Annotated in this window: 18 protein-coding genes; 13 read left to right on the top strand and 5 right to left on the bottom strand. The window is 50.5% G+C overall.

From position 1 onward, the window contains the following. Positions 1–37: 37 nt before the first annotated feature. From HLG76_RS02335 to HLG76_RS02320, 4 genes are all read left to right on the top strand, one after another. A complete protein-coding gene (locus HLG76_RS02335; RefSeq protein ID WP_241824102.1) occupies positions 38–3,187 on the top strand; it encodes a bifunctional diguanylate cyclase/phosphodiesterase in 3,150 nt (1,049 codons plus the stop codon). 35 nt (positions 3,188–3,222) lie between these two features. After that, positions 3,223–4,002: a class I SAM-dependent methyltransferase gene (locus HLG76_RS02330; protein ID WP_021022204.1), complete on the top strand. Its 780-nt coding sequence runs from the start codon at positions 3,223–3,225 to the stop codon at positions 4,000–4,002. Next, positions 4,003–4,299, top strand: a complete 297-nt coding sequence (locus tag HLG76_RS02325) for a hypothetical protein (protein ID WP_077461860.1) — start codon at positions 4,003–4,005, stop codon at positions 4,297–4,299. 339 nt (positions 4,300–4,638) lie between these two features. Continuing rightward, entirely contained in the window at positions 4,639–4,992 is a 354-nt protein-coding gene (locus HLG76_RS02320) for an Hpt domain-containing protein (protein ID WP_077461861.1), read from the top strand. An 81-nt stretch (positions 4,993–5,073) separates the two neighbouring features. Here HLG76_RS02320 and gorA read toward each other — a convergent pair whose 3' ends face one another. Beyond that, positions 5,074–6,429 (bottom strand): glutathione-disulfide reductase, encoded by a 1,356-nt coding sequence (gorA, locus tag HLG76_RS02315; RefSeq protein ID WP_021022207.1) that lies wholly within the window; start codon positions 6,427–6,429, stop codon positions 5,074–5,076. A 285-nt stretch (positions 6,430–6,714) separates the two neighbouring features. On the opposite strand from gorA, the gene prlC reads away from it, so the two are divergent. Further along, on the top strand, positions 6,715–8,757 hold the full coding sequence (prlC, locus tag HLG76_RS02310) for an oligopeptidase A (RefSeq protein ID WP_175992999.1): 2,043 nt from the start codon (positions 6,715–6,717) through the stop codon (positions 8,755–8,757). A gap of 73 nt (positions 8,758–8,830) precedes the next feature. Here the strand turns inward: prlC and gppA are convergent, their stop codons facing one another. Both gppA and rhlB read right to left on the bottom strand, forming a co-directional pair. Continuing rightward, entirely contained in the window at positions 8,831–10,363 is a 1,533-nt protein-coding gene (gene gppA, locus HLG76_RS02305; protein WP_175992998.1) for a guanosine-5'-triphosphate,3'-diphosphate diphosphatase, read from the bottom strand. A 29-nt stretch (positions 10,364–10,392) separates the two neighbouring features. After that, the gene (gene rhlB / locus HLG76_RS02300; protein WP_077461864.1) at positions 10,393–11,703 is read right to left on the bottom strand and encodes an ATP-dependent RNA helicase RhlB; all 1,311 of its coding nucleotides are present in this window, start codon (positions 11,701–11,703) and stop codon (positions 10,393–10,395) included. 112 nt (positions 11,704–11,815) lie between these two features. On the opposite strand from rhlB, the gene trxA reads away from it, so the two are divergent. The 5 genes from trxA (at position 11,816) to fre (ending at position 17,121) form a co-directional block, all read left to right on the top strand. Continuing rightward, complete coding sequence (gene trxA / locus HLG76_RS02295) at positions 11,816–12,142, top strand: thioredoxin TrxA (RefSeq protein ID WP_021022211.1); 327 nt, start codon at positions 11,816–11,818, stop codon at positions 12,140–12,142. Positions 12,143–12,325: 183 nt separating this feature from the next. Then, positions 12,326–13,591: a transcription termination factor Rho gene (gene rho, locus HLG76_RS02290; RefSeq protein ID WP_021022212.1), complete on the top strand. Its 1,266-nt coding sequence runs from the start codon at positions 12,326–12,328 to the stop codon at positions 13,589–13,591. Positions 13,592–13,727: 136 nt separating this feature from the next. After that, positions 13,728–14,747, top strand: coding sequence for a hypothetical protein (locus HLG76_RS02285; RefSeq protein ID WP_175992997.1), 1,020 nt, complete (start codon positions 13,728–13,730; stop codon positions 14,745–14,747). A 74-nt stretch (positions 14,748–14,821) separates the two neighbouring features. After that, positions 14,822–16,291: a 4-hydroxy-3-polyprenylbenzoate decarboxylase gene (gene ubiD / locus HLG76_RS02280; RefSeq protein ID WP_175992996.1), complete on the top strand. Its 1,470-nt coding sequence runs from the start codon at positions 14,822–14,824 to the stop codon at positions 16,289–16,291. A 113-nt stretch (positions 16,292–16,404) separates the two neighbouring features. Next, positions 16,405–17,121 carry an NAD(P)H-flavin reductase gene (fre, locus tag HLG76_RS02275; protein ID WP_021022215.1) on the top strand — a complete coding sequence of 239 codons (717 nt, stop codon included), beginning with the start codon at positions 16,405–16,407 and terminating at the stop codon, positions 17,119–17,121. Between the two features lie 61 nt (positions 17,122–17,182). Here the strand turns inward: fre and HLG76_RS02270 are convergent, their stop codons facing one another. Both HLG76_RS02270 and HLG76_RS02265 read right to left on the bottom strand, forming a co-directional pair. After that, positions 17,183–18,073, bottom strand: a complete 891-nt coding sequence (locus HLG76_RS02270) for a carboxylate/amino acid/amine transporter (RefSeq protein ID WP_077676490.1) — start codon at positions 18,071–18,073, stop codon at positions 17,183–17,185. A 143-nt stretch (positions 18,074–18,216) separates the two neighbouring features. Further along, on the bottom strand, positions 18,217–18,642 hold the full coding sequence (locus tag HLG76_RS02265) for a universal stress protein (RefSeq protein WP_021022217.1): 426 nt from the start codon (positions 18,640–18,642) through the stop codon (positions 18,217–18,219). Positions 18,643–18,863: 221 nt separating this feature from the next. On the opposite strand from HLG76_RS02265, the gene ftnA reads away from it, so the two are divergent. The 3 genes from ftnA (at position 18,864) to HLG76_RS02250 (ending at position 21,017) form a co-directional block, all read left to right on the top strand. Next, positions 18,864–19,394, top strand: coding sequence for a non-heme ferritin (gene ftnA, locus HLG76_RS02260; protein ID WP_021022218.1), 531 nt, complete (start codon positions 18,864–18,866; stop codon positions 19,392–19,394). A 50-nt stretch (positions 19,395–19,444) separates the two neighbouring features. After that, a complete protein-coding gene (locus HLG76_RS02255; protein ID WP_175993007.1) occupies positions 19,445–19,795 on the top strand; it encodes a universal stress protein UspB in 351 nt (116 codons plus the stop codon). Between the two features lie 100 nt (positions 19,796–19,895). Then, on the top strand, positions 19,896–21,017 hold the full coding sequence (locus HLG76_RS02250) for a mechanosensitive ion channel family protein (RefSeq protein WP_101494574.1): 1,122 nt from the start codon (positions 19,896–19,898) through the stop codon (positions 21,015–21,017). Positions 21,018–21,064: the final 47 nt, after the last annotated feature.

Here is a 21,064-nt window from a genome sequence, read left to right as displayed (position 1 = left end):
GTTTAGTGCGATACCAATCAACCAACAGGAAGTAGATGTGGGGATCAAATACCTTTTAGGCGGTTTACTGTTCTGGGTAGCATTGAGTGTCAGCGCCGCACAAAAAAACGTGCTGGTGGTGCATTCCTATCATCCCAACTTCTTTTGGAACCAAGCTCTGGTCGAAGGACTCGATACTGCCACCGCGGGAGAAGACATTGCGTTTCAACATACTTATCTAGAAATTAAACGTTATCAGTCAGAGGCGTATCGAGAGCAACTCAAAAAACTCTATATCCAAAAGCTCGGGAACCATCAATTCGATGCGATCTTAACCACGGATAATGCCGCACTTTGGTTAATCCATCAGTTGCATGAATATGTTGGTGAAACGCCAGTTGTTTACGCGGGCCTGAATAACTTTGGTCGCCAGCATTATCCGTTGCTCCCTAAGCTAACCGGCGTCAAAGAGGAAGTGGATCTACCGCGCAACTTGGCGTTAATGAAGCGGTTGCACCCTGGTTTAGAGCGCGTTTATGTGTTGCTCGATAATACCTTCTCGAGTCGTCAATACTGGAATGTCGTGCAAGCGCAACTGGCCAGAAACGGTGATTCTGGCATCGACGTCGTGCGCCTTTCTAGTCTCACCTTTTCGGGACTACGCGATAGAATTCAAGCCATGCATGACGGTGAGGCGGTGTTTTATCTTTCCTATTTTAGGGATAGCAACGGACAATTTCTCGATAAACTCAGTGGTATCCGAACGCTCACTCACAATACGCCCGTGCCCATCTATGGTGCCATGAGTTTTATGCTCGGTCAGGGTGTGGTCGGCGGCGTGGTGATAGATGGTAAAAATCAAGGCTACCATCAAGGGAAGCTCCTTCTTAAGACCTTGAGTGGTCAGCTACCCGCCGAACGTGATGGGACCAATATCACCATGTTTGATTACCCGGCACTCAAGCGCTGGCAGTTAGATATTAGCGCGTTTGATGATGTGACGATCACCAATCAACCCGAACCAATATGGCAAACTCATCCGGTGGCTGTGCAAGCGGTCGCCTTGGCTGTTTTGGTACTGGGCAGCGTGATTGTCATGCTAGCCGCGAATATTCGTCAGCTTCGACGCAGTGAGGCATCGTTGATGCGTCACCGGGCGATGCTCAAAGGGGTGTTTGATCAAAGTAATCAACTGATCGCGTTGTTGGATCAAAATGGCATCGTCGTTTCAGGCAACACCAGCTTTTATCAGCTGATCACCGACAGACAGGCGTATGGAGAGCGTCCTTTATGGCTGTGGCCAATTTGGCGTAATCCGGCAAGTTTGGAGCAACACCTAAAACAGATTGGAACCACTCAGCCTCAGCGGTTTGAATTATGTTTAAGCGAAGCCCACCGTGAAGTGATCTTGGACGTGGCAGTGAAAAGCTTTCCCGGTGAACGAGGCCAGCCACGCGTATTACTTGAAGCGCGAGATGTCACCCAACGCAAACAAACTGAAGAAAAGCTCCAGCGCAGCGAAATTGAATATCGTATGCTCTATGAACAACAACCCGTTATTTTGTTAACGGTGGACTACCAGGCGCGCATCCAGTCACTGAACCAATACGCCGCAGATTTATTCGGCCATGAAAAATCGTGCTTGCTGGGCCATAAAATCACTGAGTTGTATGTGAGCGACCAGGCGCCACCCCATCGAATGATTAAACGGGATCAGCATAACCAAGAGCAAGTCTGGCGCCGTGAGATTCCGTATCGAGCCGGCAATGGACACACCTTATGGGTTCGAGAAACCATCCGCGCTATGCATAATCAAACCCAGCTAATGGTCGTGGGTGAAGATATTACCGCGCACCGAGAAATGGAAAACCAGCTGACCTATCAAGCGCATCATGACTATTTGACCGGTCTTTACAACCGTAGCTACTTTGAACAAAAACTGGCCGCGGCATTATTACAAGCTCGAGAAGATGGTGAGTGCCATGCGATGTTCTACATCGATATGGACCAGTTTAAATTAATTAATGATACCGCGGGCCATGAAGCGGGGGATGAGGCGTTAAAACAAGTGGCTCAGATTATCCGTCAGCACTTGCCGGAAGGGGCGGTACTCTCACGCTTAGGTGGTGATGAGTTTGGCGTTATCGCGTATCATCACGCCGCGGAGCAGTCAGTGATCTGGGGGAGAGCCTTGCTGGCGGTGCTTGCTGACAGTGAGTTCTTCTGGCATGGCAGCCGGATGCGCTTAGCGTGCTCGTTGGGGATTCGTCTGCTTGACCGTACCGCGGGTTCGCCTCAACAAGTTCATGCCCAAGCAGACACAGCGTGTTATGCCGCTAAAGATGAAGGCCGCAATCGACTCCACATTTATCACCCCGATGATGAAGAGCTGCAACGCCGAGAGCAAGAAATGGCTTATGTCAGCCATATTCATGAGGCGATCGCGCATGACCGCTTTGACATCTATGCACAACAAATTGTGGATATCCAATCAGATGCGCAAGACACGCTCTACATTGAAGCACTGGTCAGAATGCGCGACACCAAAGGCGGTTGGTTACCTCCTAGTATGTTTATTCCTGCCGCCGAACGCTACAGCATGGCGCATCAACTGGATACGGTGGTGGTAACCAAAACGCTTGCCTGGTTTGATGCGAATCCCGAGCAAATTGCGAAGTTGGGCAAGGTATCGATTAATCTATCGGGCCGGTCGATTACCCAAAGCACGTTCGTTGCTTTTCTCCTTGATGCCATTAAACAGACCCAGGTGCCCAGCGAGTGCCTCTGCCTGGAGATCACGGAAACCGCGGCGATCAGTAATATGAGCAGTGCGATCGATCTGTTTTCTCAGCTTAAAGCACTGGGCTGTACCATCGCCTTAGACGATTTTGGTGCCGGCATTTCTTCGTTTGGCTATCTGAAGCGTTTACCGGTCGATATTATAAAAATTGACGGACAGTTTATCCGCGATATTGAGACTGATGAAACCGACTATGCCATGGTGAAAGCCATTCATGATTTAGCTAAGCAAATGGGAAAACAAACCGTGGCTGAATTTGTTGAAAACGCAGCTATCTTGGACAGAGTCAAAGCGCTTGGCATCGACTATGCCCAAGGTTATCACTTTAGTATCCCGGCGCCGTTGAGCGATCAGGTAAAAAAGTGGCGTCCCAGTCGTGAGACAGTGAAGGAAAAAAACCATCTCTGATATAATCGGACCAGCCCCAGCTGTGGAGATCCGATGTGCAACTCAGTTTGATTTGTGACGCTCTTGAAAAAGACGAAGAATTTGAAAGGCTAAAGTCGAAGTGGTCACTCACTCACGATCCTGATTCATCGTTTGCCCTGGTAATGACACAAACGCATCTTGAACTACGCAAGCGCGATGAACCTAAATTAGGGGCAGTGTTTGTTGACTTTGTGAGCGGTGCGGTCGCCCACCGTCGTAAATTTGGCGGGGGGAAAGGACAAGCGATAGCGAAAGCGGTTGGGCTCAATAAGGGGATCACCCCGCGCGTACTCGATGCCACCGCTGGACTGGGGCGCGATGCGTTCGTATTGGCGTCTTTAGGCTGCTCCGTGCAAATGATAGAAAGGCATCCGGTTGTTGCCGCCTTGCTTGATGATGGCTTACAGCGAGCCTATCAGGATCCCGATATTGGTGCATGGATGCAATCACGGATGACGTTATTGCATGCCAATAGTGAGCAAGCACTGACTGACATGGCAAACATGCCAGGTTTGGTGCGACCTGATGTGATTTACCTTGATCCCATGTATCCCCACAAGAAAAAAGCCGCCTTGGTGAAAAAAGAGATGCGCGTTTTTCAATCTTTAGTGGGGGCAGATAGCGATGCAGATGCCTTATTGCTGCCCGCACTTCAACTGGCCCGCAGTCGCGTGGTGGTTAAGCGGCCGGATTATGCGACGCCGTTAGCGGATAGACCACCGCATTCGATCATCACCACCAAGAAAAACCGTTTTGATATGTACATTAACGCAGCGTTAGGCGCGGAGGCGTAAGTGGCCAAAGCTTTATGTAAATGGCGCAGAGGCGAGGTTGAAGCTAACCTATCCTCCTTGGCAATCATCACCACACCGCCACGCGTGGCTTGTAGTAAATGTGCGCGGGTCGCGAGTGAAAAAGGCTACGTCTGTCGTCCTATCTCGCTAGTGAGTGGTGAAGAAAAGAAAGCGAAGAAAGCGTCTGATCACGCCGCTAAAAAAGCTAAAAAAGCCAAACAAAAAGCAGCCAAGAAAGACAAAAAGGGTAAGGCGGATAAAAAGGCCAGAAAGAAGGCTAAGTCGGATAAACCTTAAATCAATATAAACAGCGGACAAGCAAAAACTCCATGGCGTACCATGGAGTCTTTCAGACTTAATCGAGACCTTTTACCATCAATACGGTTAATAGTCCGGTGATGACTGAAACAATCAGACCGGAAACGATTAGCCAAGGCAACATATCCATCATGATTTGCACTCACTTCTGTTGTTATGATTTGGGGGAAAAGCGAGCATGATTGGACCTGAGTTTAACCACTATCTCAACAGGGTAAACGCAGCTGGTTAACCTTAGTAACAGCTAGAAACAAGATGACTACAAAGTATTCAAAAAGCCCATGTGGCGCATAGGTCTATCAGTACAAAGGATCCAACATGAGTGTCAATCAAGGAAAGGCCGACCTATCGGTTTGGGATAAAGAAGAAGCGTTAAGTCGGTTAATGGACAGTCCGGCGCTTCTTGACGAAGCCTGCCGTATTTTTGTTGAAGAAAGCGAGCAACAGCTTCCGATGATGGAAAGGCAGTTAGCGGAGGCTAATTACGCCGATTTGGTCCGTGAAGCGCATAAAATGAAAGGCAGTGCCAGTAATTTGGCCGCACTAGAGCTGTATCAGAACGCGTTGACACTAGAGCAAGCGGCCAAGCAAGGAGAAGCCGGTCAAGCCACGGCGGCACTGGCGAGTCTTAAAGAAGGCTTGGCTCGCTTCTGTGCGCAGTTGACAGGCTAATTGCTGTAACAAACAATGAATCCCCATAAAAAAACGCCGTGTATCGACACGGCGTTTTGATATGAACCTATCTCGCGCGGCTTAGCGCATGGTAACAAATTCTTCTGACCCGGTTGGGTGAATCGCAACCACGCTATCAAAGTCTGCCTTAGTGGCGCCCATTTTCATCGCCACCGCAAAGCCTTGAATCATCTCGTCGACCGTAAAGCCGATCCCGTGCAGGCCCACCACTTTTTCTTCATCGCCAGCACACACCAGCTTCATTTTGCAGGGTTGACGGTGCTGAGTAACAGCGGTGTACATGGCCGCAAAGCTGGACGTGTAGACTTTTATATTGTCATCGCCATACTTGGCGCGTGCTTCTGGCTCACTCAAGCCAATGGTGCCGATTGGCGGGTGGCTAAATACCACGGTTGGCACCAACTCATAGTCCATTTTGGCATGTGTCTGGCCGTTAAATAGGCGCTCTGATAATAAACGTCCCGCCTTCACCGCAACAGGGGTGAGCTCAATGCCGCCATCCATGATATCGCCGACACAGTGAATATGCGGCACGCTGGTGGTTTGGTATGGGTCGACTTTGATGTAGCCATCTGCCGTGGTTTGAACATCCGTCGCACCCAGGTTGATTTTATCTGTGGTGGGGTGACGGCCAATTGCCCAAATCAAGGTGTCTGTATTGTGGGTGGTGCCGTTTTCAAATGATAGCGTCAGACTGCCATCGTTCTCTTTGGTAACGGAAACCGGAACATGCTGGGTATGAAGGGTTGGCCCCTCTTTTTCCATTACCTCGACCAAGGTATCTGTCACCATAGGATCGAATGTCCGTAGTGGGCGGTCTTTACGCACAAACAAGTGGGTGTCAGAGCCGAGCGCATGTAACACGCCTGCAATCTCCACCGCGATATAGCCGGCACCGACAACAGCCACCCGCTTAGGCTGCTCGGGGAGAGCAAAGAAGCCATCAGAATCGATGCCAAGTTCAGCGCCCGGAATTGTTGGAACAGTGGGCGTGCCACCGACCGCAATTAAGAAGTTATCGGCGGTGTAATGCTCACCATCAACCTCAACCGTGTTGTTGTCGACAAAGCGCGCAAACCCACGGATGACATCGATGTTGTTTTTATCTAAAACATTGTCGTAGGCCTTATGGATGCGGCCGATATAGGCTTCACGGTTATTAACCAGTGTTGACCAGTTAAAGCCTTTCACATCCACATCAAAACCGTAGTCTGACGCGTAGAGGTTAAGCGCTTCTGCGACTTGGGCGCCATGCCACATCACTTTTTTTGGCACACACCCTACGTTGACGCAGGTGCCGCCTAGGTGTTTTGCTTCAATAAGGGCGACTTTAGCACCGTGCATCGCGGCACGGTTGGCAGAGGCAATACCGCCACTACCGCCACCGATACAGATATAGTCGAAATGCTTCGCCATGTCTTTCTCCATCTTATAGGCACAGGGTGCCACTGGCTTTTATGTCGAGGTCAGCTTGTCCTGTTTGGTGGCGCTTGTAAAGCCACCCACTCTGACCTTCTGAGTATTAGCATACCAAACCGGCAGTGAGGCAGCAGTCTCAGAATCATTTTGTAACGCTCGCAATACAACTTGCTTGAGTCCAAAGGATTGAAAAGTCCCCCTCGAGACGGCATATACACCGTATTGTTTATATATTCCTAGGGCTCGCTTCGTGAGCACCGTATCAGCAAAAAGGAAGGCATTATGTCCAACCCGCTACTTCAATTTGAGGATTTACCTCCGTTTTCGGCGATTAAGCCTGAGCATGTTAAGCCGGCAGTGGAAGCCGCTATTACTGACTGTCGCCAAGCTGTCGATGCCGCTGCTGGCACTGACCAAGCTAACTGGACCACTGTTTGCGTGCCGGTGACTGAGGCCGAAGATCGGCTAGGCCGGATCTGGTCACCGGTCAGCCATATGAATGCGGTGGTCAATAGCCAGCCATTGCGTGAAGCCTATGAAAGCTGCTTATCGTTATTATCTGAGTATTCAACATGGCGCGGGCAGCACAAAGGTTTGTATCAAGCATACAAAGCGATAAAAGAGAGCGCCGAATTCGAGACCCTAGAGATTGCTCAGCAAAAAGCCATCACCGATGCGCTGCAAGATTTTGAACTCTCGGGCATTGCCTTGCCGGTGGATCAGCAGCACCGATTTGGTGACATTCAAAAGCGTTTGTCTGAGCTTTCCTCTTCATTTAGCAATAATATACTTGATGCCACCATGGGATGGACCAAGTTGATTTCTGACGAGAGTGAACTCGCAGGCTTGCCTGAGTCCGCGCGCCAGGCGGCGAAAGCGCAAGCAGAGGCAAAATCGCAGCAAGGCTATTTATTTACCCTGGATGTCCCCTCGTACCTGCCTGTGATGATGTATTGCGATAATCGTGCACTGCGTCAACAAATGTATGAAGCCTTTACCACGCGTGCTTCTGACCGCGGCCCGCAAGCGGGGCAGTGGGATAATTCCGAGCTGATGAATGAGTCGTTGCGCTTAAAATACGAACTGGCACGTTTGTTGGGCTTTAATAGCTACAGCGAACTGTCGTTGGCGACCAAGATGGCAGAAACACCAGACCAAGTGATGGGCTTTTTGAATGATTTGGTCGACAAAGCCCGCCCTCAAGGTGAACGCGAGTTTGCCGAAGTGAAGGCGTATGCCAAGCAAGAATTTGGCGTCGATACCCTTGAGCCTTGGGATATTCCGTATTACAGCGAGAAACTCAAGCAAGCGCGTTATACCATCTCCGATGAGGCACTCCGCCCTTACTTCCCTGAAGCGCGAGTGCTCAATGGTTTGTTCGAAGTGATGAAACGTGTGTTCGGTATGACGATTACCGAGCGTAAAGGAATCGACACGTGGCATGAAAGTGTGCGCTTTTATGACATTCATGACAGCCAAGGGACGCTGCGTGGCAGCTTCTATTTGGACTTATACGCGCGGGAGCATAAACGTGGTGGCGCGTGGATGGATGAATGCCGGGTGCGTCGTCGCAAAGCGAACGGTGAACTGCAAACACCGGTGGCGTACTTAACCTGTAACTTTAATCCGCCAGTGGGTGACGATCCGGCGTTGTTTACCCATGATGAAGTGGTCACCCTGTTCCACGAATTTGGTCATGGCATTCATCATATGCTGACGCAAATCGACGTGGCTGATGTCTCCGGCATTAATGGTGTGCCTTGGGATGCGGTAGAGTTGCCGAGTCAGTTTTTGGAAAACTGGTGCTGGGAGCAAGAGGCGCTGAGCTTTATTTCGGGGCATTACCAAACCGGAGAAGCGCTTCCTGAAGACATGCTGGAAAAAATGCTCGCGGCGAAAAACTTTAACTCAGCCATGGGAATGTTGCGTCAGCTCGAGTTTAGTTTGTTTGATTTCCGTCTATTCAGCGAGTTTGATCCGGATGTGGGCCCGCGGATCATGGAAACGCTAAATGCGGTGCGTGAGCAAGTCTCAGTGGTGCCGACGCCTGAATGGAACCGCTTTCCTCATGCTTTTGGGCATATCTTTGCGGGCGGATATAGTGCAGGTTATTACAGCTATAAATGGGCTGAAGTACTCTCGAGTGATGCCTATTCGCGTTTTGAAGAGGATGGGATCTTTAACCGTGACACCGGTGAAGACTTCTTAAACCATATTCTTAGCCGCGGGGGCAGTGAAGCACCGAAAGACTTGTTTGTTCGCTTTAGAGGTCGCGAGCCAAGCCCTGAGGCGTTATTGCGTCATAGTGGGATTGCAGCGGCTTAATTGCCCGCTGAGCTGATTGACAGCGCCAAGGATAAAAAGGCTCACACCATCAAGGTGTGGGCCTTTTGTTTTGCTAAAGGTGTGTGTGCGATAGAGCGTGAGCGTCTTGAGCGTGCACGACGAGTGGCTGTCCAAGGCTTGATTGACGCAGCGCCTCTTGCTCTAGTTCCGCGCGTAACAGTGGGCTAGCGTCAAGCAGTGTGGTATCTAACTCCAAAGTGAGTGCGTCGCCGTCAGCATTGAGTCCGATCATTGGCCGAACGCGACTGTCGCGACGATGGCATAAAATCACAGCTACGCGTAGTAGTCGGAGGAGACGGTTGGCACTGGTGGTGGACAAGGCATGTTGGCCATCAATGCATACCAGTTGTTCACGGTAATAGCGTAACAAGGTGGCAACCAGTTGTTTTTGTGCACGGGTAAAGCCAGGTAAATCGAGATGAGTAATTAAATATGCGGCATGGTCGCCATCATGTTTAAAGCCAATGCTCAACCCAATTTCGTGCACGCAGGCTGCCGCATGGAGCAGGCTACCGGCTTCCGGCTCTGGAATCCATGACGCGGGACATTGATGAAGTAATTCAAGTGCGGTCGCAGCCACATTGATCCCGTGGTCCTCATCAAGCTGATAACGGGATTGGATGCTAGCTATGGTGCGCGCACGAATATCACTGTGACGCATCGCGGTCATCATTTCGTACACCAAGCCTTCACGTAGCGCCCCGCCGGCGAGGGTCATGCGAGTAACCTCTAAACACTCAAAAATGGCAATCAAGATGGACAGACCACTTGGAAAAACCAAGGCGCGCTCGAGCGTTAACCCCTCAATATCCAGTGTGTCCATTTGCCCGCAGGCAATCGCTTGATCGCGCAGTCGGTGAAGCTTTTCCAAGGTGATCACTTCATCCATCCCTTGGGTCACCATAATTTCTTGCAGCGCTTGTACCGTGCCGCTGGCGCCAACACAACAGTCCCACCCCAGTTCGCGATACTGAGCTACCAATGGGGTCAACTCTGCTTTCGCACCGGCGATCGCTTTCTCAAAAGCGGCTTGGTTGAGGACGCGATCGGCAAAGTAGTCTTCTAAAAAAGTCACACATCCCATATTAAGGCTTTGTAACAAGGTCGGTTCAAACTGCTCACCGATAATCAGCTCGGTGCTAGCCCCGCCAATATCGACGACCAAGCGTTTACCCGGGCCACCTGAGGTGTGCGCCACCCCTTGGTAAATGGTGCGCGCTTCTTCTTCGCCCGAGATAATCTCGATAGGGTAACCCAGTAAAGTATTTGCCTTGGCTAAAAAGGCATCAGCGTTACTGGCACGGCGCAGCGCAGCGGTCGCGACCACGCGAATATTGTCCGTGTTAAAGTCTTGCAAGCGTTCGGCGAACAGAGCCAAACAATCCCAGCCGCGTTGCATGGCTTCATCGCTGAGCTGTTGTTGGTTATCCATCCCAGCGGCGAGACGTACTTTTCGCTTTATTTTGGCAAGGGTTTGAACACTGCCGGCCACTTGGCGCACCACCAGCATATGAAAGCTGTTGGAGCCTAAATCAATCGCGGCGTACAGCGTCGGTGTTGATGTTGTATTTCCGTGACCACTCATGATGCGCTCTGACCTATGTTTCTTTTCTGTTATGCCGACTTTTGTGGACGGCGGCGCTGCCGGTTGCGGTTGTTGCTGCTGCCTTTATTATTGCTGCTGCCGCTCTTGTTGTTACTACGACGCTGCGTATTCGGGCGTTTAGCCATTTTCTTTGGCGGCGGCAGATCCTTCAATAGCGCGTTACGATCAAATTCGCTGACCGGAATACTGTGCTCAATGTACTCTTCAATCGCCGGTAAGTTTATCGCGTACTCTTCACAGGCAAAGCTAATTGAGCTGCCACTGGCGCCGGCTCGTCCTGTACGGCCAATGCGATGGACATAGTCTTGCGCATCATCGGGAAGGTCATAGTTAAAAACGTGGGTAACCAAAGGAATATGTAATCCACGTGCTGCCACATCGGTGGCAACGAGCAGGTCCAGTTCGCCGTTAGTAAACTGCTCTAAAATTTTAACCCGCTTTTTCTGAGGGACGTCGCCAGTGAGCAGACCTACGCGATGATTATCGGCGGCTAAATGGGCCCAAATGGATTCGCAGCGATGCTTGGTATTGGCAAAGATGATGGCGCGCTCGGGCCACTCTTCTTCAATGAGCGTTTGTAGCAGCGGCATTTTTTCTTTGTTGGATGGCTGGAACAACTCTTCTTTGATGCGATGGCCAGTAATTTGCTCTGGCTCCACTACCACGTGTTCAGGGTTAGTCATGTGCTCAAAGGCCAGCTCTTGTACACGATAGGACAAGGTCGCCGAAAACAGCATGTTTAAGCGCTGGTTGGGGGCCGGCATACGGTTAAACAAAAAGCGAATGTCTTTGATAAAGCCCAAATCAAACATACGGTCGGCTTCATCCAGCACCACTGCCTGAATGCTGTGCAAGTCGATAATTTTCTTTTTGTGGAAGTCGATGATACGACCACAGGTGCCGATTAATATATCAACCCCTTGTTCCAACGTTTGTTGCTGTTTATCGTAACCTTCACCACCATACGCGAGACCGGCGGTGATTGAGGTATTCGCCAAAAGCGGTTCAGCATCGTTATAGATCTGAATCGCCAACTCACGCGTAGGAGCTAATATGATGGCCCGCGGTTGATTTTGTTTACGCGATGCGGGGACATCGGTCGTGAGGAGGTGATGAAACGTCGCAGCGAGGAACGCCAGGGTCTTTCCTGTCCCTGTTTGCGCCTGCCCTGCAATGTCTTGGCCGGTGAGCAGGACCGGCAATGCCAATGCCTGGATAGGAGTACATTCAGTAAACCCCTTGGCATCCAAGCCTTTAAGAACATCGGCGTGCAAGCCGAGCTCGGCAAATTTCTGCTCTGTGATATGCGTCATTTTCATCCGGATAGAATATCAGCTTAGGCTTGCAATACGGAAGCGAATCCAGTCAAATAGTCCCATAATTTACTGGTCGCAATTTAGCCAGTAACTAAAACATGTATTGGAGTAAAAGATGAGCGACAAAATTATGCAGCTAACCGACGACAGCTTTGAGGCAGACGTTCTAAAAGCTGCAGGACCTGTTTTGGTTGATTTTTGGGCAGAATGGTGTGGTCCATGTAAAATGATTGCACCGATTTTGGACGAAATCGCCGAGGAGTATGCAGGTAAAGTCACCATCGGAAAACTGAACATTGACCAGAACGCAGGTACTCCGCCTAAGTTCGGCATCCGTGGTATCCCAACACTGCTACTCTTTAAAGATGGCAGCGTGGCAGCAACTAAAGTTGGTGCTGTGTCAAAAACTCAACTGAAAGAGTTTCTTGACGCTAACCTGTAATGTTAAAGTAACCGTCGCTGCCTCACAGCGGCGGTTGTTTTTCTGTCAACTAGACGATACCCCATTTAGGTGCTACCTTATTGCACGGAATTTGTACTTCTGTTCATCTCTCGAACATGCCACTGGTCTCGACACGCTAACTAATTTCAGACCTCAACTTTGACAAACAAGACACTCACCACTATGAATCTTACCGAACTGAAGACTCAACCCGTCTCGACGCTGGTTGCGCTTGGCGAAAGCATGGGACTTGAAAACCTGGCTCGCTTGCGTAAGCAGGACATTATTTTTTCGATCCTCAAACAGCACGCAAAAAGCGGTGAAGATATTTTTGGCAATGGCGCGCTGGAAATTCTTCAAGACGGGTTTGGCTTCTTGCGCAGCGCAGACAGCTCGTATTTGGCCGGCCCTGATGATATTTATGTCTCGCCCAGCCAAATCCGGCGCTTTAACCTGCGCACAGGCGATACCATCGCGGGTAAAATTCGGCCGCCGAAAGACGGCGAGCGCTACTTCGCGCTACTAAAAGTTAACCAAGTTAACAGCGACAAACCCGACAATGCCCGCAGTAAAATCCTTTTCGAAAACTTAACCCCATTACACGCGAGCGAGCGGATGGTGATGGAGCGCGGTAACGGCTCTACCGAAGACATCACCGCCCGTGTCCTCGACTTGGCTTCGCCTATCGGTAAAGGCCAACGTGGTTTGATTGTGGCACCGCCGAAAGCGGGTAAAACCATGTTGCTGCAAAATATTGCTCAAAGCATTGCGTTTAACCACCCTGATTGCGAACTGATGGTGCTTTTGATTGACGAGCGTCCGGAAGAAGTGACCGAGATGCAGCGTCTGGTTAAAGGGGAAGTGGTTGCCTCGACCTTTGATGAGCCAGCTAACCGACACGTGCAAGTTGCCGAAATGGTGATTGAGAAGGCAAAACGTCTGGTTGAACATAAAAAAGACGTGGTGATCTTGTTGGATTCGATCACGCGTTTAGCCCGCGCTTACAACACGGTTGTGCCATCATCGGGCAAAGTATTGACCGGCGGTGTGGATGCCAATGCTCTCCATCGTCCTAAGCGTTTCTTTGGTGCGGCGCGTAATGTGGAAGAAGGCGGGAGCCTGACTATCATTGCTACCGCGCTGGTGGATACGGGATCGAAGATGGATGAAGTGATCTACGAAGAATTTAAAGGGACAGGTAACATGGAACTGCACCTTTCGCGTAAGATTGCGGAAAAACGTGTTTTCCCTGCCATTGACTTCACCCGCTCAGGCACCCGCCGTGAAGAGCTACTTACCAAACCCGATGAACTGCAAAAGATGTGGATTTTAAGAAAGATCATGCATCCAATGGGCGAGTTTGAAGGGATGGAGTTCTTGATTGGTAAATTGGCGATGTCCAAAACCAATAATGAGTTCTTTGATGCCATGCGGCGGCAAAACTCGTAACGGCTAACGCAATAGTGTTAAGCACTGCGCATTCGCAGTGCTTTTTTATTGCTCACCCAAGGCCCAGCTCGCACAATAGACGTGACCAAGGAAAGGTGGCGCCGAACGCGTGACACTGGGCATAGGATTGCAACGGATGGCAAGACGTTACTGTACGACACTGTTGGCTATAGGGCTTGGGATCATGAGCTTGTCGAGCCCGGCGGCCTTGGCGGCTAATGCGCCGGCCGCGGATGGTCAAATCGTCACCCAAACCTTTATTGAACAGGTGCTAGATAACGCGAACACGGCTAAAGCCATGCGTACCATGTCTACACTGCTCGCGAAAGACGATGTCGCTGCGCTCAAAGCGCATATTCGTCAGCTTCCGCCGCTCACACGTGAAGCGACACTCTACCGTTTACTCTCTTCACCCTTGCCACTGAACAACGATCATTGGCGACGTTATCTGGTTGAATTGAGTCAGCAACAACCCCATTTTTTGTTACGTCACCAGCAAGACGGTTATTGGGTCACGACCCCTGCCTTCCATTACGCGGCAGCAGCACGCCAACAGTTAAACCGTTATCGGGAGCAACAACTGACCCAAGAGTTAGGCATGTTACTCAGTTATCGCCAATTGGTGATTGCTGACTGGATTAAGCCATCTCAGCCGGGTTATCGACAACGCCGTGATGCATTGGTCGCGATGATTGATGAGTATGACAGCGATGGCTTAGCCTATTTGGTCGAACAATACCTCACTGATCCCACCTTAATGTGGCTACCAGATAACGCGATTTTGGCTGCACTTGCACAAGCGACGGACCGGCCGGCACTGTATGATCGTCTTTGGCGGCGCGGTACCGATCAATACAGCCTCAATGCACTGCATGCTTTGCGTCAACGAGCTAATGATGGGTTTGCGTTGCAACAAATGATGGCCGCCGCAGATAACCCATCGCTGCGTGGCCCCGCGATTCGACAACTGGCGAATCTTTCTCCATTACCCGCGCCAGTCGCTGACTTTTTGATGTCTCAGTTATCATTACGCCAAGGGCAGCAAGTGGCACAATTATTGGTCGAAGCTGGAAAAGATGAGTGGTTAAGTGGATTAGGTGACGAGCTTGGCCCCCTTGGCCGCCAGCACATTGCATCTGCGTTGTCGTCGCGCTAATGTCGACCCTTTACCGATCCGGATACCGGTTTACTTGGTATCATAGAGGCGTCCATTAACTCATTGAGCCTGATATGAAACTTTCCGATCTGCGCGATTTTATTGATTACCTTGAGGCCCAAGGTGAGCTTAAACGCATTACGCAGCCAGTGGATCCTGACCAAGAGATCACTGAGATATGCGACCGCACCCTAAGAGCGGGCGGGCCGGCCCTTCTGTTTGAAAACCCTATCGGGTATGACATGCCGGTATTAGCGAATCTGTTTGGCACCCCTAAGCGTGTGGCGCTCGGTATGGGCCGACACGATGTGCTTGAGCTACGTGAAGTCGGCAAACTGCTGGCTTACTTAAAAGAGCCTGAGCCCCCTAAAGGGTTTCGCGATGCGCTCGACAAGCTGCCTGTGTTTCGTCAGGTGTTAAATATGCCCGCCAAGACAGTCCGTCGTCCGCGTTGTCAAGAAGTTGTGCTTAGCGGCGATGACGTTGATTTGGATAAAATCCCAGTGATGCGCTGCTGGCCGGGCGATGTGGCGCCATTGCTGACGTGGGGGCTGACCATTACGCGCGGGCCGAATAAAAAGCGCCAGAATCTTGGTATTTATCGTCAGCAAAAAATCGGCAAAAACAAAGTGATTATGCGTTGGCTCGCACACCGCGGTGGCGCACTTGATTTGCATGACTGGATGCAAACCCATCCGGGTGAACCTTTTCCTATCAGCGTTGCTTATGGCGCGGATCCGGCCACCATTCTCGGCGCCGTCACCCCCGTGCCCGATACCCTGTCTGAATATGCCTTTGCAGGGCTGTTGCGCGGCAGTAAAACCGAGGTGGCAAAGAGCATCAGTAACGATTTGGATGTGCCGGCGAGTGCCGAGATTGTGATGGAAGGGTATATCGATCCGAACGAATATGCTGACGAAGGGCCTTATGGCGATCATACTGGCTATTACAACGAAGTAGAGCGTCACCATGTATTCACTGTGACGCATCTGACCATGCGCAAAAAGCCGATTTATCACAGCACCTACACGGGGCGGCCACCGGACGAGCCTGCCGTACTGGGTGTGGCCCTGAACGAAGTGTTTGTGCCCATTTTGCAAAAGCAGTTCCCGGAAATTGTCGACTTTTATTTGCCTCCGGAGGGTTGCTCGTACCGGATGGCGGTGGTCACCATGAAAAAACAATACCCAGGGCATGCGAAACGCGTGATGATGGGCGTGTGGTCTTTCTTGCGTCAGTTTATGTACACCAAGTTTGTGATAGTGTGTGACGACGATGTGAATGCGCGTGACTGGAATGATGTTATTTGGGCAATCACCACTCGCATGGATCCCGCGCGCGACACCGTGATGGTGGAAAATACACCGATTGATTCGCTCGACTTTGCGTCGCCAGTGGTTGGCGTTGGCTCGAAAATGGGGCTCGATGCCACCAATAAATGGCAAGGAGAAACCGCTCGCGAGTGGGGCACACCGATCGCGAAAGACCCGGATGTGGTCGCACGTGTCGATACGATATGGGACGAATTAGGGATCTTAGACTAATCCGGTTGGTATGCGCTAGCATTCACCGTTAATGATAAAAACACAGCCTGAGGCGGTAGTGATACCGCCTCTCATAACCTCAACGGCTGTAGCAAAACGAACAGAGGAACAGAATGTCGATACTATGTGAAGTGACCGCCGTTGAGTCGCTGGCGTGTCACACTTACCGCATTGTCCTAAAGCCTCAGCAGGCGGTGAGCTATCACCCTGGGCAATATGTGATGGCGGTAATGGGCGAAAAAGATAAACGCCCGTTTTCACTGGCGAGTAGTCCATGTCGCCAAGACGGCGGTGAGCTCGAGCTCCATGTGGGCGCCGCCGATGAAAATCCGTTTGCGCTGGAAGTGGTCGAAAAAGCCAAAGCCGTGCTAGAAAGCGGTGAAGCGAGCTTTGAAATCACCGAACCGGCCGGCGATGCCTGGTTGCGTGAGAGTGAGCGTCCCTTGCTGTTGATTGCCGGCGGAACCGGTTTTTCGTATGTTCGCAGCATGGTCGATCACTGTATTAATCAAGGAATACAGTCTCCGATCTTTATTTATTGGGGGGCACGCAACCCGTGCCAGCTTTACGCGCATGACGAGCTGCAAGCACTGTCTGAATCGCATCGCAATATTACCTTTATGCCTGTGGTTGAACAGGCGGAAGGCGAATGGCGAGGCAAAGTAGGGAATGTATTAGAAGCGGTGATGGAAGATTTTGTTAGCCTCGGCGCTTACGATATCTATATTGCCGGGCGCTTTGAAATGGCAGGCGTGGCACGTGATATGTTCTGCAAAGAGCGCGGCGTGAGTCGTGATCATCTCTACTCAGACGCGTTTGCCTTTATCTGATCAGGATTGGCTCTCGGGTAAATAAACAGGCAGGGGTTTCCCTGCCTGTTTTACGTTCGGGTTACTGAGGCTTTGGGTCGGCATTCCGTTGGGCGTCGACGCGGCGCTTGACCCAGGTTTGGTTAAACCACAGCGCGGCTAAAATCAGTACCCCGCCGCTGAGTAACGGCAGAAGATCCGCGTCGCGGTTCCAAATCAGTACGTTCACCACAATGCCGGCTGGGATCAGCGCGTTGTTCATCACTGCGAGCGCCCCAGCATTGACCAGGGTTGCACCCTTATTCCAAAAGAAATAGCCCAGCCCTGATGCGATAGTGCCTAGATAAATCAACACTCCCCACTGGGTTGGCGTAGAAGGCAGATTGTCACTGTTTCCGAGCAAGGCGAAAGCCAGCACGCCCACCACTAAGGCGCCAAGATAAAACCAACCGAATACCGCATGCTGAGGCAGCTGAGTTTGCTCTTTCTCAATCAAGTATTTGTAACCGACCTGGCCAATCGCAAAGCACAAATTTGCACCTTGTACCACTAAAAAACCAACCAGAAAGTCCGGATTGACAGTGGCATAGCGGATCACTACGGCGCCAAGCACCGCGATGGCCGCGGTGAGCAGGTACCAAGCGCTGAACTGCCTTTTCAACGCATCGTAAATTAAGGTGACATAAAGCGGAGTAAAAACGGTAAACAACAGCACTTCTGGTACCGATAAGAATAAGAAGGACTGATAGAAGAAACAGTACATGATGCCAAGCTGAAACGCGCCGACTAACATCAATTTGGCGGCAAACGCGGGGCGCACTTGGCGAGGACGTAAGAAAGGTAAAAACACCAATCCTGCCAGCACGATACGCATCAATACAGAAAAGTAGCTGTCGACTTGGCCGGCTAGATACACGCCAATTAGGCTAAACGAAAAGGCCCACAGCAGTGTCACGCCGCTAAGATACCCCATAACTCGGTTCCTTCGATAAAGAGAGTAAAAGGGCAGTGTACCGTTTCGCTTCTAGGACGCAATCGGTTCCCAGTCAGCGTATGGTTAAAAGCGCAGAAGGCAGAATGACCCGCCTTCTGTCGAGAGTGGTTAGCGAAGAGAGTTTAGTCGCGGATGGGCACCATCAAAAGATCAACGGGCGTTTTATTCAGCAGTTGTTTAGTTGACGACAACAACGAGCTCCAGAAATCTTGATGATGGCCGACGACCACCAAATCAATCCCCATGTTTTGAATCGACTCGGTGATCTCTTCCGCTAAATCACCGCTACTGACCAAGGTGTGTGTGACCGTACTTTGTGCGTCGCTGGCCAGTTGATTGAGTTTTTGCTGGGCTTCTTCAATCACTCGGTTACGTGATTCGACTAAGTTAATATCAATCAGTCCGGTATAGAGCTCGGCATAATTGACGTCAATATGAACCAACGACAGTTGTGCGCCCAAGGCGAAGGCAAGTGCGTCAGCTTTCTTCAACAGTCTTTCACTGTCATCTGACAAATCAACCGCAACCAAAATATGCTTGTATGACATAGAGTTATCCTTTTTATGCGAGGTTATAAACGCAGTTTAACCAGCTTGAGAGGCAAAATCCGTCACTGTGATCGCATTCCGATTAAGAATTCGACAATGAGGCGGGTCATAAATTCGATATAAGAATCGGTCACGCTGGACATTGCCGGCGTAATCCGCTTGAAAACCGACGTGCTGCTGGTCAGAATGGCAGCTAACCCCCAATAAAGAGGACGTTTTATATGCTAGCACCTGCCATGGTTGACAGGCTCAATGAGCAGATCAATTTGGAGTTTTTCTCATCAAACCTATACTTACAAATGAGCGCTTGGTGTGAGGATCAGGGTTTCGAAGGCGCGGCAAAATTCTTACATAAGCACGCACAGGAAGAAATGCAGCATATGCAGCGCCTGTTTACGTATGTGAGTGAGACAGGGGCCATGCCTATCTTGGGGTCGATTGATGCACCGCGTCACGAATTTTCCTCGTTAGGTGAGGTGTTTCGCGAAACGTATCAGCATGAGCGCTTAATCACGGAAAAAATTAACAGCTTGGCGCATGCCGCGTTTACCACGCAAGACTACTCTACCTTTAACTTCTTGCAGTGGTATGTCGCGGAGCAACACGAAGAAGAGAAGTTGTTTAAAGGCGTACTCGATAAGATCGAGTTAGTCGGCGAAGATGGCAAGGCTCTGTTCTTTATCGACAAAGACTTGGCATCCATGGCAGTTGAAGAATCAACGTCAGTGATGGACAGCTCAGCGGGGCAGTAATTACGTAACCTCTCCCTCTGAAGCGCCATCCAGTGTAGTGAAGGGAGAGGATTATGAACGGTGATATCCTAATTGTGGCTGTGTTCACAGTGACAGTGATAAATATCGCACGCTATGTATCGTCATTGCGGGCATTGGTGGTGATGTTACGTGATGCCAATCCGTTGCTTTACCAGCAAATCTGTCGTCGTGAGAGCAACTTCTTCACTTTATCGCCCCAAGGCGATATCTCGCGACAAAAACGTTTATACCAATATATTCGCAGCCAAGAGTACCTTCATCATCACGATGTGGCATTTGTGGGTAAATGCAATAAGGTACGTCATCTGTTCACGCTTAATGTTGCCCTGTCCGGTGCCTTGCTCGCGACCTTTTTTCTTGTCGCTTTTGCGGGCTGGTAAACGGATAACCATCCTTTAGACAAAATGCTGACCTTGGTCAGCATTTTTTTTGTTAGTCTGACAAGCATAAACGCCTAGACACCGTAATCGTGAGGGAAGCATGCAAAGCCTAATCCAATGGTGGCAGTCACTCTATCAAGCCGCCGCGTGGGACTGGATCTCAGATATTGTCATTTTGATGGGGCTTGGAGCCGTCGTCTGGGCGATATGGCGTGTGTTGATGGGGCGCTTAAAGGCACTGGCAGAGCGCACGCAAACACGTTGGGATGATGTGTTGTGGCCCGCGATTGATACGCCATTTTCCCTCTTAATCTGGGGCTGGCCTGCGTTTCATGCGCTAGAAATTTTTCTTGATAATACCGCAGGTCACTTGAATTTAAGCTGGGTGAGCGTGATCAGAGAGCTGCTGGTCGTGTTCTTATTGATCTGGTTTTTGCTCCGATTGGTCAACAGTGGTGAGCAGCTGTTATTTGACGAAGGGCGCCGTGATCACACCACGATTAACGCCATTGGTAACGTCTTACGCGCACTCGCCGTCTGCATTGGCGTGATTACGCTGCTACAAAGCCTGGGTGTCAGTGTCTCCGGGTTACTCACGGTTGGTGGTGTGGGGGGCTTAATTGTCGGTCTTGCCGCCAAAGATTTGCTCTCCAACTTCTTCGGTGGGGTGATGATCTACTTTGATCGGCCATTTAAAGTAGGCGACTGGGTGCGCTCCCCCGATCGCAACATTGAGGGCACGGTGGAAAAAATTGGTATTCGCATGACGGTAGTGCGCACCTTTGATTTGCGCCCTTTATACGTGCCCAACTCGGTATTCAGTAACGTGGTGGTGGAAAACCCCTCGCGGATGCTGAACCGTCGGATTTACGAAACCATTGGGCTGCGTTATCAAGACGCCGATAAAATCAGTACGGTAATTGATGATGTGTATGCGATGTTGGAAGCGCATGCAGATATTGAAACGCGGCAAACCTTGATTGTGAACTTCAACAGTTTTGGCCCGCATTCACTTGATTTCTTTATTTACACCTTCACCAAAACGGTCAACTGGCAGCGTTACCATCAGGTAAAACAAGACGTGTTATTAAAAGTGATTGAAATTATTCATCAGCATGGTGCGGATATTGCTCTTCCTACCCGCACGCTGCATATGGATCCGAATATGCTAGAGCAAGGTGCTGCTGCTATGAGGCCACCGCCAGATGCACAGGCGCGTTAAATCGCGCTTGCCGCTCACGTGCGGGCTGCTACAATGCCGCTCCCACA

The organism is Salinivibrio sp. EAGSL (genome assembly GCF_013366455.1).
GTDB classification, from domain to species: domain Bacteria; phylum Pseudomonadota; class Gammaproteobacteria; order Enterobacterales; family Vibrionaceae; genus Salinivibrio; species Salinivibrio costicola.
Note: the sequence above shows the minus strand (reverse complement) of the source record. Positions and strands in the feature narration are given on the sequence as shown.